The sequence below is a fragment of the Microbulbifer taiwanensis genome (assembly GCF_014904815.1).
Classification (GTDB): domain Bacteria; phylum Pseudomonadota; class Gammaproteobacteria; order Pseudomonadales; family Cellvibrionaceae; genus Microbulbifer; species Microbulbifer taiwanensis.
Genome location: NZ_JACZFR010000028.1, coordinates 24534 through 38506 on the forward strand (window position 1 = coordinate 24534; position 13973 = coordinate 38506).

Below are 13973 nucleotides of genomic sequence, written 5' to 3' on the forward strand. Positions count from 1 at the left end.
GGATTCACTTTCTTGGGAAGTACCTACTCCAGCGCGCATCTTAAAGCAACTCGCCTTAAAGGCGGCGACAGCCTTCCTGCTTACTGAAAAACCTTCAACATCTTATTGCCCCCGTACGGAAACATTATCAATCCAGGAACTTTTGATTTAGACATGAAAAGACTTATTGCCTTGATCTGCTTGCTGCTGTTGGCATCCTGCGCCACCGTCAAAGAGTACGACAAAGACGCCATAGAGATAGTGGACGGACTTGCCTACGACAAGTCGCTGCTTGACCGGGGTGTACGGAACCCCATCACCGGCATAGTCCACAAACGGACTCCGCGCAGGATCTTCCAGTACCAGTACAAGGACGGCGTATTGCGCCACCAGCAGGATCACTACCCGGACGGCTTTCTCTCCTACCAGGCGGAATTCGACGAATTCGGCCTGCTCGACGGCGAAATACTGCGAACGGACACAAAGGAAAACGGCGAAAGGGGCCGCTACCGCCACGGCGTACTCCACGGCCAGTTCCACGAGTGGCACAACACTTCGGGCCTGGTATTCGACCGGACATTCGAGCTGGTCAACGGCGTGCGCCGGGAACAGCTGAACGCCTTTCCAAAAGGTGTCTGGTTGCCGACTGCCAGCTTCGAAAACAATTTTGATATCCGCGCGGCACGCCACACCCCCGACATCGATCTGGCAGACACCAAACTCCTGGACAACTTCACAGGCTGGGCCTGGAACACCCGCCGCGACGGTATCAGGCAAGCGCGCTACGAACAGGGCCGGCAACGCGAGCATTGGAGTTACAACAAAAAAGGCCTTCTCATCAGCTACCGGCACGCCCTGCAAGACGGCGGCCAGCTGAGGTGCGGTTTCTCCGAGGGTTATCTGCTCAGCTGCCGACAACAGGACGTCCGGGGGCGGGCCCAGGGTATCCAGCTCATCCAGAGCCGTCGAGATGGGAATTTCCGCTTCCTGGAGCACCACCTGAAAGACGGAACTCTGGATGGCACACATCGGCTCTGGGACGGTAAGGAAGGACTGCAGGCGGAAATGCTGTTCGTCAATGGTGTTCGAAAGGACAACCTCGAGCGCCTGGAGCGGGACCTCGATCTCCCCATGCCTTGGCTAGCGCCCGAGATGCAGCCGGACCAGGTGCACTATTTCACAAGCCGCAGCCGGGTTGGTAAGACCTTCAACGGCTGGGCCCTGGTACAGAAGAGCAACGGCAGGCTCGATTGGCTCGGCCACTACCGGGATGGCGCGCAGCTGGAAACCTGGGATTATCGGGGTGACAGCACCCTGGGCAGATACAAGCGCCACCTGCCCGACGGGTCCCTGGTATCAGTAACCTATCGGGATGGGGTGCTGACCAGTTACGAGGAAAAGAATGCCAGGGGCTACACCCACGGCCGCAAGCTCAAGCGCCGCTATGGCAAGGAAGAGTACAAGGATTCCCGCCACGAGAACCTCCGCCAGCAGGGCAAGACCACCCTATACAGCTGGAGCGAAAGCGGCGAGCTTATCGTCGATTAAAACCGAGCGGCCAACGGAAACAAAGGCACTATCCGGCCACTGCTGAACTGTGGGACAGCAGTGGCGCGAACCCGGTTTCTTCGTTTGGCTGATCCGGAATTTATTTCGCCTGCACCCGCAGAGTGTGCGCTGCTGCAACCATGTTCTTCAGTGCGGGAATCACTTCCTCCCATTGACGGGTCTTCAGGCCGCAGTCCGGGTTTACCCACAGGCGCTCTGCGGGAATGCGCTCCGCCGCTTTCAGTATCAGCTGCACGATATGCGCTTCGCTCGGAATATTCGGCGAGTGGATATCGTATACGCCCGGTCCGATTTCATTCGGGTACTTGAAGTTGTCGAAGGCGTCCAGCAGTTCCATATCCGAGCGGGAAGTCTCGATGGTGATGACATCGGCATCCATATCGGCAATGGATTCGATGATGTCGTTAAACTCGGAGTAACACATGTGGGTATGAATCTGGGTCGCGTCACTGACACCGTTAGCGGTGATGCGGAAAGATTCCACCGCCCAGTTCAGGTATTCCTTCCACTGCGACTGGCGCAGCGGCAGGCCTTCGCGCAACGCGGCTTCGTCGATCTGGATCACGGACACGCCCGCCTTCTCCAGATCCAGTACCTCTTCGCGGATCGCCAGGGCCAGCTGGTAGCAGCTGACGGATCGGGGTTGATCGTCGCGCACGAAGGACCAGTTCAGGATGGTGACGGGGCCGGTGAGCATGCCTTTCATCGGCTTGTCGGTAAGTGATTGTGCGTAGCGGGTCCACTTCACGGTCATTGCTTTCGGGCGGCTGATGTCGCCAAACAGGATCGGCGGCTTGACACAACGGGAACCGTAGGACTGCACCCAGCCGAACTGGCTGAAGACGTAGCCGTCCAGCTGCTCGCCGAAGTACTCCACCATATCGTTGCGCTCGGCTTCACCGTGCACCAGTACGTCGAGGCCCAGGGCTTCCTGCTCGCGCACACTGCGGGCAATTTCCTCCTGCATTTTTTCCACGTACTCGGCCTGGTTCAGTTCGCCTTTCCTGAACTGCAGGCGCGCCGCGCGGATTTCCCGGGTCTGCGGGAAGGAACCGATGGTGGTGGTCGGGTATCTGGGCAGTTTGAGATTGCCGTGCTGCAGCGCTGCGCGCTCCGCGTAGGCACTCTTTCTCTGGCCCAGCTCCGTGGTGATTTTTTCCACCGCTTCTTTCACCAGGGGATTGTTCACACGAGTTGATTCGCTGCGGCTCTGCAGCGCAGCCTTGTTTTCTGCCAGCGCTTTGGCAACGCTGTCGCGGCCGTTGTTGACCGCGGCCTGCAGGGTTTGCAGCTCATCCAGTTTCTGCACCGCAAAGGCCAGCCAGTTGCGTACCTCCGCATCCAGTTTTTCTTCACTGCCCAGGTCCACCGGCACATGCAACAGGGAGCAGGACGGCGCCAGCCACAGGCGATCCCGCAGTTGCGCGGCAATAGGTTCCAGCCAGTCGAGGGTCGCGTCGAGGTCGGTTTTCCAGATGTTGCGGCCGTTGATCACACCGAGGGAAACCACCCTGTCCTCGGGCAGCAGTTCGATCAGTTGGCCGACTTCATGTTTGGCATTGATCACATCCAGGTGCACACCGGCAACCGGCAGCTTGGCGACGCTCTGCAGGTTTTCTCCCAGGGTACCGAAGTAAGTGGCCAGCAGCAGTTTGACCCTGGTACCGGCCAGAAAACTGTACGCCTTGTCGATGGCCTGCAGCCACACACCGGGCAGCTCGGTCACCAGCGCGGGCTCGTCGATCTGTACCCATTCAACGCCCTGCTCTGCGAGTGCATCCAGCAATTGGCTGTAGAGCGGCAGCAGGCGATCCAACAGCGTCAACTTGTCGGAATCATCCTTGGCCTTACCCAGCCAAAGGTAAGTTACCGGACCGAGGATCACGGGTTTGGCATTGACGTTCTGCGCCCTGGCTTCCGCCAGCTGATCCAGCAGGCGGCTGGGATCCAGGGCAAACTCGGTGTCGGCGCTGAACTCCGGCACTATGTAGTGGTAGTTGGTATCAAACCACTTGGTCATCTCGCCCGCGGCCACGCCACCGCAGCAATCCGCGTGTTCCGCCGCCCTGGCGGAACGACCGCGCGCTACGCGAAAGTAGTTGTCGAGTTGGTCGCCGTGGAAGCCCCGCACCCGCTCCGGCAGATTGCCGAGGGTAAAGCTGGTATCGAGTACCTGGTCGTAGAAAGAGAAGTCGCCAACCGGCGCTAGATCCAGCGCGCCCTGGTTCTGCCAGTGCAGCTGGCGCAGCTCTGCGGCCAGGGATTTCAGCTCATCGAGGGAGCCCTGCCCCTTCCAGTAGCCTTCGAGGGCAAACTTGAGCTCGCGTTTGGCGCCGATGCGCGGAAAACCCAGATTGTGAGTCAATGCCATGGTGGTACCTGATTCCCAAAAATATCCGTAGGAGGTCGTTATCGCGGCCATGATATCGGGGCCAAAACTTGAATAAAAATGGTATATTTTCACAACATCTTTAGTTTTGTTCATGTAGCCACAACGGCTCAACGGGAACCGGAATTGGCCCCGAGCAAACCCTGTGGAGCTGCCCATGTCCGAGTCACCGCAAGACTTCCAACGCAAACTTCTGCCCCTGCCCAACGACCACGACAGGATCCTGGTGCATTCCTGCTGTGCACCAGGTGATGGAGTCGATTATCGCCTCAGGCATTGATTTCACGATTTTTTCCACATTCCGAATATCCGCCCGCGCAAGCAATAGCACCTGCGCGACACCAACAGGCACCGGGCCACCCAGGGGCGGGAGAGAATCAAACTGGGCGCGATGTATTACGGCCGCGAAGATCCTGCATGCATTGTGGATCCCGACAAGAACCGGAACTCCGGATACCCGCTTGCCGGCCAATCACTGGTGCGGCGACGTGAGGCTGGTCAGTATCGCAGTGGCGGCCAGGACGGCAGCAATGACCGCGATCTCGATGCCGATGGTCAGGCCCAGCGCGCGACGGGCAGCCGCGTGGCCGCTGCTGGCGAGCTTCGGGGTCAGGCTCAGTCTGTTGTACACGGCAAGGGCGAGCACCGCACCAGCCAGAGCGATCTTCGCACTGAGTGCGACGAGATAGGGGGTGAGTTCCAACGGCAATTTCACCAGCGCTAGGATCAACAACACGCCGGCCGCCACCATTGCGCCAATAATCCCCTCGGCAAGGCGGCTGAACCGGCGCACCAGGCACAGCAGTTCCACATTGCTCAGAGCGATACAGGCGCGCCGAAGAATAAACAGTGCACCCAGCCACCAGGCTGCGGCGGCCGCGTGGAAAACAACAATAAGTCCGGATGGCACATTGAGCGAAGCCGCGTGACCCGAAATGCCGAAAGATGCGAGCATCGCAACGGCGCCCGCCAGCGACCAGCCAAACCGCCCGTTAAAGATCGACGACAGCAACATCGCAAGTCCGCCGCCCAACTGTAATCCGGCGGCGAGACCGGCGGGCCCCAGCCAGACCGCAGCCAGTGCCCCCGACTCAAAAATGCCGCCGAGCCGGGTGAGCAGTACCAGCGTAGTGCCAACGGCTGCCGCAGTCGCCAGGCCTGCACCGGCGGTGATGATTCGGCACATCGCGGTGCCCGCCTCCCCCGCCTGCACGCCCAGGGCCATACGCGCGAAAACTGCGCCGGCACTGGCCAGCGCCCCTCCGTACAACAGCCATTTCAGCAGCGCCGCCAGCACCTCGAGTGTCAATGCCCGCGGTCCTGCTCGAGCGCGGCTGACGGTATGGCATCCGCTTTGATCACCAGGACAATGCTGCCGTCGATGGGGTGGCCGTCTCTAGACAGGGCCTTCCAGCGGATCTCATTACGGCCCCTTTTGAGAGCCGGTTGCTCCAGGAAAAAGGTTGTGGCGCTTCCGGAAGGCGAGATTTCCAGCCTGCGCTCGACCTTATCTGCACCGACCACCACAGCGCGGGTCAGGCGCGCCGGTTCATTGAAAGTGATTTCGACCCGTGTGGGCGAGGATGGCAGCACAGAGCCACTGGCGGGTACCGTGCTTTTTATCGTCGAGTGGGCGAAGGTCGGATTGGCAAATGCGATAGCCACTGCCAGCGCGACAGCGATTGCAAAAGAATTGAACATGCACAACTCCTCACAAGGGTTGGAAAAAGTCACGGAGTTATTTTGCAGCGGTAACCGCGGTGGTTCGCGCTGGCCTGTATCGGGCCCCGACTGCCTGACTGCTAGTAGCCCCGTTTAGTAGCTCCGTTGGATTCAGGCAAGGCCCAGCCAGCGCCGGGTGCCGGGCAGCTGGCGCAGCAGCAGAAATTCCGCAACGAACAGCACTATGAGGGAAATGGCCAACAGCGGCAGCAGGAGCGCCAGCCCGAACACAGTCACGCTGACCGCCCTGCCGGCTTTCCGGTTCGGCATGACCGCCGGCGCCCCCAGCTTGCCCGCCGGCTTGCGCCGGCGCCAGAGGATAAAGCCACTGATGCTGATAGCGGACAGGGCGGTGGTAGTGAACACCCCCAGCAGCTGGTTGAACCAGCCAAAAAGCTGGCCTTCATGGGCGGCGACACCGATACCGATGACCCGATCGACCAGGGGCCTGTCAGCGAAACTGCCGCGTTCCAGCAGCCCGCCGCTCCCATCGAGCCTGGCATTCTCCCGCCGGGGGCGATTCTGGTGGTTGGAAATCACCGACCAGTGGTGGCTGTTGATCTTGTCCCGTGATAACAGCACCGGCGGTGCGAATCCCAATTGGCGGGCCGCCTCCACAACGCTGCGATCCAGGTGGAGCTGCCGGGTCGACGCTGGCCCCTGCATCGCGTGACTGGCGTGCTCGCCCAGTACGGCGGCTTCCTCGGCGCGGCCGGCACTCCAGTCCTGCACCACCGCTACCGGCTGGCCCAGGCTGCGCACTTCCTTGAAGGCCTTGCCCCACACCAGCGACCAGGGCAGACCACTGATCAGCAGGAACAGGGTGAAGGCGGATACCCAGATCCCCAGGACGACATGCAGGTCGCGCCAGAACAGGCGGCCCTTGAGGTGGACGCGGGGATAAAGGACGCCGCCCAGGCCGCGGGCATTGCGGGGCCACCACAGATAGAGGCCGGTCAGGATCATGACGATGGCCCAGCAACCGGCCAGCTCTATAATTACCGATCCGACATTTCCCGCCATCAATTCTCCGTGAAAGGTGCGGACCTGGCGGATGAACTGGTCGTCGTAGCCAATGGTTTTCATGACCTCCAGGGTGTAGGGATTGACGTAGTTGAGGATGCGCTCGCCGCGCCGGTTCACGCTGATGAGCACAGCCTCCCGGTCGGTTTGCGGCAGCTGGTAATTCAGGAAGACACTGCCTGGCACGGCGGCGACGGCGGCGGCGATCTGCGCATCGGGGCTGTGACGTACACCGCTCGCGTCCAACTGCTGGTAGGGGCGGTTGACCAGGGCATCGATCTGGGGCTTGAACAGGTAGATGGTGCCGGACACCGCCAGGGTCAGGATGAAGGGGATACAGAAAATACCGGCATAGAAATGCCAGCGCCAGATCATGCGGTAGAGTCCGGCGCCGCCGGCCGTTGCAATCGCGCTAGTGTCGTTCATGTCTCGATTCTTATCCGGGTAGTAAGCCAGCTTGCCGCTCCCGGCCGGGATTGGCGCCCATCAATAGTCGTAGCTGAGGTTGAAGTACCAGGTGCGGCCGGGCCAGGGGTGGGCCACGTAGGCGATCTCGTCGGTGAGGTTGTCCACGCCCAGCCCCAGCGCAATGCCGTTCTCCAGGTCGTAGGTGCTCTTCAGGCCGAGCCGGGTGTAACCGTCCTGCGCGCCGTAGACATTGTCCTCGGTGTCCGTGTTGTCGGTGCGGCCAAAGCTGTCGCTGGCATATTGCAGGTTGGCCCCCAGGTCCCAGTTGTCGCGAAGCTGGTAGTCCAGCATCAGGTTGCCGCGCCACTCCGGCATGCGCACGCTCCGCATCCCTTCCAGGGTCGGGTCGGCCGCGTTCCTGACAGTGACGGAGTCAGTCCAGGCCAGGTTGAACCGCATGTCCAGCTTGCCATCGGCGAAACCGTAGACATTGGCAATGAACTCGATGCCGTCGGTCTCCACTTCATCCACGGGAATAAAGGTCCGGATGGACGCACCGCCGGGCAGGACGGTGGACTGGGACTCGATCCCGTTGTCGATGGTCTCGGTGAACAGGTTGACGCGCACCGATCCTCTCTCGGTCAAGCGCTCCACCATCAGGTTCTGGTGCAGACCATCTTCGGGCAGCAGGTCAGGGTTGGCCTCGTTGATGCTGTTGTAGGCCTGGTACTGGCTGAACAGCTCCTCCACGATGGGAAAGCGGTAGGCCCGGGCGATGGAGTAGCGGAAATTCCAGTCCCGGCTGGGCAGGTAGCCGATGGATAACTTCGGCGAGGCTTCGCTGCGGCTTTGCGAGGGCGCCTGGACGATATCGAAAGCCGGCGTGGCCGGATCGTCGTCGGAGTAGTAACCCTTGTCGCTCTGCCAGTCCTCGTAGCGCAGGCCGGCAGTCAGGTTCCACTGCTCATTGATATCCCAGCCGGCCTGCACGAAGGCAGCCGCAAGTCCGGTTTCACCGCCGCTGCGGCTGCTGTAGCTGTCCTGGCTGCCCGCGCGCCAGTGGCTGGAACGGTAGACATCCAGGTTGAGTTCATAGGCCTCGTAGCGCAGCCCGCTGACCAGGGTTACACCCGGCAGCAGGACACCGTCAACGGTCAGTTTGGCATCGGCGGTCTGCCAGCCGGTGTCGCCATAGTCGTTGACCTGGCCGTCGGGGGTGTAGGCCGGGTCCCTGGGGTTGCGGCCGGAGGAGCGGGTCTCGTCCCGCAGCACCTGGAACTCGTTGATGTTGAACTCGAGCCGGGAGCGCTCACTGAGGTCGCCCCTGAGGCGCAGGCCGACGGACAGGCTGTCGCGCTCCAGTTCGCTGACGCCCATACGGCTGGCCGGCACCGCAAACACCTGGCCACCCTGTTCCACAGTACCGCTCCAGACCCTGTTGCCATTGCTGTCGCGCAGGTAAGAATTGCGGGCGTCGGCCACAGTGCCGCGGTCTTCATAGGCCACATTGAGCAGGGCGCTCCAGTCATCGAAGTTGTAGGCGAGCTTGACCTTGTAATTGTCTGTCGCCGTGTCCTCCACACCACTGTCGCCGAACCACAGCTGCGGGTTGCCGCGGCTATCCTTGCCGGTCACGGCGCCCGTGACTGGTACCGGGCCGGAGGAAGACACGCCGGCGCCGTAGAAATAGGACTGGGGCTGGGCGGCGTTCTCCAGGTGGTTGTAGGAGAGGTAGAGGCTCAGGTCGCCGAGCTTGTCGCCGTAGGAGAGGAAGGTCTTGTAGCCACTGACGGTATCGTCGAAGCCGTAGGCTGCGAAGTCCTGGTTGTAGAGGCTGCTGTCGAAGTGGAATTCCCTTTTCTGGGGGATGGCGGACTCGATGACCACCACGCCCCCCATGGCATTGCCACCGTATTCGGCGGAGAAGGGGCCGTAGATCACTTCGGCGCGGGCGATCTCGCTGGCCGAAACCATGGTCCAGCGCGGCGCGCCGCTCCAGCGCGACTGCAGCAGATAGTGCAGTGGTACGCCATCGGCAAACACCATGGAACGGGAGGTCTGGAACATGTTGGAGCCGCGGATGCCCATGGTGCCATTGGAATCGCCAATGAATCGACGGCGGATAACGATGCTGGGCTCGTACTTGACGACGTCTTCGGTGGTGGCCACATTGATGGCAGCGAAGTCTTCCTGGGTGAGCACGCTGATCGGGCTGGCGTAGCCTGCCTCGCGACTGCCATGGGCGTCGCCCCAGACAACAACCTCCTCCACTCCCTCTTCTACGGCCTCCCCCTCGCTTTCCTGTGCCAGGGCACCACTATCGAAGAAGCCGAGCGCTGCGAAGGCCGCGGCGGACAACAGGGGGGCGTATTTGGTCATGAAAATGGCTCGGGCAATCTGGAAATCGGAAGCGCCATTATAGAAATCGAGTCATTGGCGACCATGTGACACATTGCCGCAGCTAGAATAGCCTGCTGCCGAGGCGACTGGAGATCGGGAGGATGACACTGAGCCAGATCCCAGCCTGCGCCGACCGGCGGGACTGCAATTGCGGTCCTTCCACTGCCCAAGAGCTGCTATAGTTCCCCTCCCCCGCTCGCCGGGCTACGTATAACTAAAAAAAGGGGAAGTCGCCGTTGAAAGCCAGGCTCAAGACCATGCTGTGGACCGTCACCAGCGTGTTACAGATGCGCCTGAACCGGTTGCTGCCCGGCCATATCCCGATTGCGTTCAAACTGGCGCTGGTCATGACCCTGCTTCTGGTGCTGGGAATGGCGAGCCTGGGCCTGTTTATCAGCAATAACCAGAATCTTCAGATGCGGGCACAGCTGCACGATTTCGGCAGCACCATGGCACAGCAACTGGCGAAACTCGCCAGTGAGCCGATTTTGTCCGAGGACAGCCTGAACCTGCGCATGCTGACCGCCAACCTGGACCAGGACGACAAAGTCCTCGGTGCTGCTATCTACGCCCATAATGGCGATTTGCTGTCGGCGGCCGGCATACAACCGGGCCGGGCCGATACCGTCTTCGATTCAGCCCGGGTGGTATCCCGCCCCTGGTACCGGCGCGCGGCGGACAGGCCCCCGGAGCGATTGATCAGCTTTATCGCGCCGGCCACCTACCGGGATGTCCGCGTCGGCTCGGCGGTGGTGACCCTGTCGGCGTCGCTGATGGACCGGGCCGCGACCAGGGCCCGCGATGCGATCGTCTACGCCACGCTGGCCATGACCCTGCTGGCGTCCCTGCTGGCCTACTGGCTGAGCCGGCGCCTGTCACTGCCGATCCACCACCTGATGGAAGCGACCCGGGCCATCGACCGCGGCGACCTGGCCATCCGGATCGACGACCGGCGCAACGACGAAATCGGCCTGCTATTCGAAGGGTTCAATAATATGGCGGCCGGGCTATTGCAGAAATCGCAGGTCGAGCAGGTCTTTTCCCGCTATGTGTCGAAAAACGTCGCCGACAAGGTGCTGGCCAACCTGGACGAGGTCCGCCTCAGCAGCCGGCCGGTCGAGGCGACAGTACTGTTCGCCGATATCGTCGGGTTTACCGCCATGTCGGAAAAGCTGCAGCCGAGCCAGGTCTCCGAACTGCTGAACGAATATTTCTCCTATATTTCGGGCGCCTGCTCCCTGTACGGCGGTGTGGTCGACAAGTTTATCGGCGACTGTGCAATGCTGGCATTCGGCGTGCTGGAGGACGATAGCGAACACGCATTCAATGCAGTCAGCTGCGCGGTGCTGATCCAGCGAATGGCGGCGCGATTGAACGAGCAACGCCGCGCCGCCGGCCGGCCCGAGGTCCACTTCCGCATCGGCATCAACTGCGGCGCCATGCTGGCCGGCAACCTGGGCTCCGACGAGCGGATGGAATACACAGTGGTCGGGGATGCGGTCAATCTCGCTTCCAGGTTTTGCTGCATTGCCGGGCCGGATCAGATCATTATGGGAGAAGAGCTGTACAACAACCTGCAGTCACGCATCCTCGCACAGCCTGGGCAGACGCTGCCGATCCGCGGCAAGTCGGCGCCGGTGAAAATCTACTCGGTGCGGGATATCCACCGCAGTTACCGGCCGCTGCTGCAGGCCAACCTGCGGGAGCTGCTGAGCTACCAGGTCAATCGGAAGAAGCAGCAGCTTGTCGGCCATGCCTAGTATGAGACTCCAGACCAGCCTCTACCTACTGCTATGTCTGTTGCTTTTGCCACTGCTGCCGGCCTGCAGCCTTATGCCGACGCAGCAACAGGCGCTGGAGGGTTTTTCGCCCGGCACATTGCAACAGGTCCAGCGGCAATCGGCCGAACTCGACCGATTGCAGAATCTGGCTGCCGTGACGCCGGCTCAGCAACAACAGATCAAACGACTGCGCGGCGATCTCCGGCGGTTCGAGCGCAACACAGTCCGCACCGCGAGCGGGCTGGAGCAGCAGGGCGACTGGCGCGGTGCCGAACAGGTTTTTCAAAGTGCCGCCGCCGCGCTGCCGGACAGCCAGCTACTGAGTGCAGCGCAGCAGGATATGGATGAGCGACGCCAGTTGCGTGAAGAACAGCTGCGTATGGAACTGGCAATCCATCGCGGCGAGCAGTTGCTGAAAGATGCCGAGGCCTACCAACTGCTGCGACAACTCAAGGGGCCCGGCCCACTGACCTGGCTTGAGCTGAACGCCTACCGGCGCAAATGCCGGGCATCGGCAAAAGAACTGCAACGCTATGCCCAGCGGGCGCTGGAACGACAGGACTATGCGCTGGCCCGTCGCGGCTTGCAGATTGCACAGCGCCTGTACGGCGACGACGATCAGCGCGAGGATATCCAGCGCGGTCTGGCCCTGGCCAACCGTCAGCTTCGCCAGGTGAAACGTCAACCGGTCAAGGTCATCGTTGACAATCGGGCCGCGGTGGAATTGCGGCAGGCGCTGGACGCCGGCGACCTGCTCGGCGCGCGACAGCAGCTGCACCAACTGCGGCAAAAGTCGCCGCGGCACCCGCAACTGCCGTCCCTGCAATCGCGGTTCCGGATCCAGTTAAATCTCCGGATCGAAACAGCGATCAAGCGGGGCAATGAGTTATACAGCCGGGGCGATATCGACGGGGCCCTGACTGTCTGGCGCCAGGCCGAAATCCTGGCCCCGGACAATGTCGAACTACTGGCAAGCATCGCCCGGGCGGAAAAAGTACTGCAGAATCTGCGGGACCTGTCGACACCACCCAGTACCAAATTCTAGGTTCCAGGCCCCGCCCCCCTACTCTCCTATTCCCACTCGATGGTCGCAGGCGGCTTGCTGGACACGTCGTAAGTCACGCGGGAGATATGCTCTATCTCGTTGATGATACGGTTGGAGACCTTCTCGATCAGCTCGTAGGGCAGGTGCGCCCAGCGCGCCGTCATAAAGTCCACCGTCTCCACCGCGCGCAGCGCCACCACATATTCGTAGCGGCGGCCGTCGCCGACCACGCCCACGGATTTGACCGGCAGGAATACCACAAAGGCCTGGCTGGTCTTATGGTACCAGTCCGCCTTGTGCAGCTCCTCGATAAAGATGGCATCCGCCTCGCGCAGGATGTCCGCGTATTCCTTTTTCACTTCACCGAGGATACGTACCCCCAGGCCCGGGCCCGGGAAGGGGTGGCGGTAGACCATGTCGTAGGGCAGGCCTAGCTCCAGGCCTATCTTGCGCACCTCATCCTTGAACAGCTCGCGCAGCGGTTCCACCAGTTCGAACTGCATATCCTCCGGCAGGCCGCCCACATTGTGGTGAGACTTGATCACGTGCGCCTTGCCGGTCTTGGCCGCGGCGGACTCGATCACGTCCGGGTAGATGGTGCCCTGGGCCAGGAACTTCACATCCTGCAGCCTGGACGCCTCCTGGTCGAAAATTTCGATAAAGGTGTTGCCGATGATCTTGCGCTTGGCCTCCGGCTCGTCTTCACCGGCAAGGCGGGACAGGAACTGCTCCTCGGCGTCGGCGCGGATCACACGCACGCCCATATTGTCGGCGAACATCTGCATCACCTGGTCGCCTTCGTTCTTGCGCAGCAGGCCGTTGTCGACGAAGACGCAGGTCAGCTGATCACCGATGGCCTTGTGCAGCAGCGCCGCCACCACCGAGCTGTCGACTCCACCGGAGAGTCCCAGCAGCACCTTGTCGCTGCCCACCTGCTCGCGCACCTTGGCGATGGAGTCCTCGATGATATTGGCCGGCGTCCAGAGTTTTTCACAGCCGCACAGTTCGAGTACGAAGTGCTCGTAGATGCGCATGCCCTGCAGGGTGTGGGTTACCTCCGGGTGGAACTGCACACCGTAGAAATTCTTCTCGGCGCAGTACATGCCGGCGATGGGGCAGGAATCGGTGGAGGCCATCAGTTCAAAGCCTTCCGGCATCTTCACCACCTTGTCGCCGTGGCTCATCCACACGTCCAGCAGCGCATTGCCGTCGTCGTCCAGGTGGTCCTTGATATCGTGCAGCAGTCTGGAGCTGCCCTCGGCTTTTACCTGCGCGTAGCCGAACTCGCGGATATTGCTGCCCTCAACGATGCCGCCCAGCTGGTGAGCCATGGTCTGCATGCCGTAGCAGATCCCCAGTACCGGCACACCCAACTCAAATACCACCTGTGGCGCCCGCGGTGAGCCGGCTTCCGGTACAGACTCGGGTCCACCGGCGAGGATGACGCCCTGCGGGTTGTACGCGCGAATCTCCTCGTCGCTCATATCGAAGGCGCGAATCTCAGAGAAGACGCCCAGCTCGCGCACGCGGCGGGCGATCAACTGGGTGTACTGGGATCCGAAATCGAGGATCAGGATGCGGCTGGCGTGGATATCTTGGCTCATGGCTTACTCGATAACATGGTGAAAAACGGCAAACGGACCTCGAAGGTCCGTTT

General features: G+C 61.4%; 9 protein-coding genes. 3 read left to right on the forward strand and 6 right to left on the reverse strand.

Going from position 1 to position 13973, the window contains the following annotated elements; all coding sequences use genetic code 11:
• Window positions 1-153: 153 nt before the first annotated feature.
• The gene (locus IG627_RS10755; RefSeq protein ID WP_193192365.1) at window positions 154-1527 is read left to right on the forward strand and encodes a hypothetical protein; all 1374 of its coding nucleotides are present in this window, start codon (window positions 154-156) and stop codon (window positions 1525-1527) included.
• Between the two features lie 100 nt (window positions 1528-1627).
• Here the strand turns inward: IG627_RS10755 and metE are convergent, their stop codons facing one another.
• The 5 genes from metE to IG627_RS10780 all read right to left on the reverse strand — a co-directional run bounded on the left by metE (window position 1628) and on the right by IG627_RS10780 (window position 9469).
• Window positions 1628-3919 carry a 5-methyltetrahydropteroyltriglutamate--homocysteine S-methyltransferase gene (gene metE, locus IG627_RS10760; protein WP_193192366.1) on the reverse strand — a complete coding sequence of 764 codons (2292 nt, stop codon included), beginning with the start codon at window positions 3917-3919 and terminating at the stop codon, window positions 1628-1630.
• A 490-nt stretch (window positions 3920-4409) separates the two neighbouring features.
• Window positions 4410-5246: a CopD family protein gene (locus tag IG627_RS10765; protein ID WP_193192367.1), complete on the reverse strand. Its 837-nt coding sequence runs from the start codon at window positions 5244-5246 to the stop codon at window positions 4410-4412.
• On the reverse strand, window positions 5243-5638 hold the full coding sequence (locus IG627_RS10770; protein WP_193192368.1) for a copper resistance CopC family protein: 396 nt from the start codon (window positions 5636-5638) through the stop codon (window positions 5243-5245). Before IG627_RS10770 ends, IG627_RS10765 begins: the two co-directional genes overlap by 4 nt.
• Before the next feature lie 132 nt (window positions 5639-5770).
• Complete coding sequence (locus IG627_RS10775) at window positions 5771-7108, reverse strand: PepSY-associated TM helix domain-containing protein (RefSeq protein ID WP_193192369.1); 1338 nt, start codon at window positions 7106-7108, stop codon at window positions 5771-5773.
• 60 nt (window positions 7109-7168) lie between these two features.
• A complete protein-coding gene (locus IG627_RS10780; protein ID WP_193192370.1) occupies window positions 7169-9469 on the reverse strand; it encodes a TonB-dependent receptor in 2301 nt (766 codons plus the stop codon).
• A gap of 257 nt (window positions 9470-9726) precedes the next feature.
• On the opposite strand from IG627_RS10780, the gene IG627_RS10785 reads away from it, so the two are divergent.
• Entirely contained in the window at window positions 9727-11250 is a 1524-nt protein-coding gene (locus IG627_RS10785) for an adenylate/guanylate cyclase domain-containing protein (RefSeq protein WP_193192371.1), read from the forward strand.
• Window positions 11243-12316 carry a tetratricopeptide repeat protein gene (locus IG627_RS10790; protein ID WP_193192372.1) on the forward strand — a complete coding sequence of 358 codons (1074 nt, stop codon included), beginning with the start codon at window positions 11243-11245 and terminating at the stop codon, window positions 12314-12316. The genes IG627_RS10785 and IG627_RS10790 overlap by 8 nt, the downstream gene beginning before the upstream one ends.
• 26 nt (window positions 12317-12342) lie before the next feature.
• Here the strand turns inward: IG627_RS10790 and guaA are convergent, their stop codons facing one another.
• On the reverse strand, window positions 12343-13920 hold the full coding sequence (gene guaA / locus IG627_RS10795; protein WP_193192373.1) for a glutamine-hydrolyzing GMP synthase: 1578 nt from the start codon (window positions 13918-13920) through the stop codon (window positions 12343-12345).
• Window positions 13921-13973 lie beyond the last annotated feature (53 nt).

What these genes read in the sequence shown, in the direction of transcription:
- IG627_RS10755 (WP_193192365.1), top strand. Translation starts at nt 154, where the DNA reads ATGAAAAGACTTATTGCCTTGATCTGCTTGCTGCTGTTGGCATCCTGC.
- metE (WP_193192366.1), bottom strand. Translation starts at nt 3,919, where the DNA reads ATGGCATTGACTCACAATCTGGGTTTTCCGCGCATCGGCGCCAAACGC.
- IG627_RS10770 (WP_193192368.1), bottom strand. Translation starts at nt 5,638, where the DNA reads ATGTTCAATTCTTTTGCAATCGCTGTCGCGCTGGCAGTGGCTATCGCA.
- IG627_RS10775 (WP_193192369.1), bottom strand. Translation starts at nt 7,108, where the DNA reads ATGAACGACACTAGCGCGATTGCAACGGCCGGCGGCGCCGGACTCTAC.
- IG627_RS10780 (WP_193192370.1), bottom strand. Translation starts at nt 9,469, where the DNA reads ATGACCAAATACGCCCCCCTGTTGTCCGCCGCGGCCTTCGCAGCGCTC.
- IG627_RS10790 (WP_193192372.1), top strand. Translation starts at nt 11,243, where the DNA reads ATGCCTAGTATGAGACTCCAGACCAGCCTCTACCTACTGCTATGTCTG.
- guaA (WP_193192373.1), bottom strand. Translation starts at nt 13,920, where the DNA reads ATGAGCCAAGATATCCACGCCAGCCGCATCCTGATCCTCGATTTCGGA.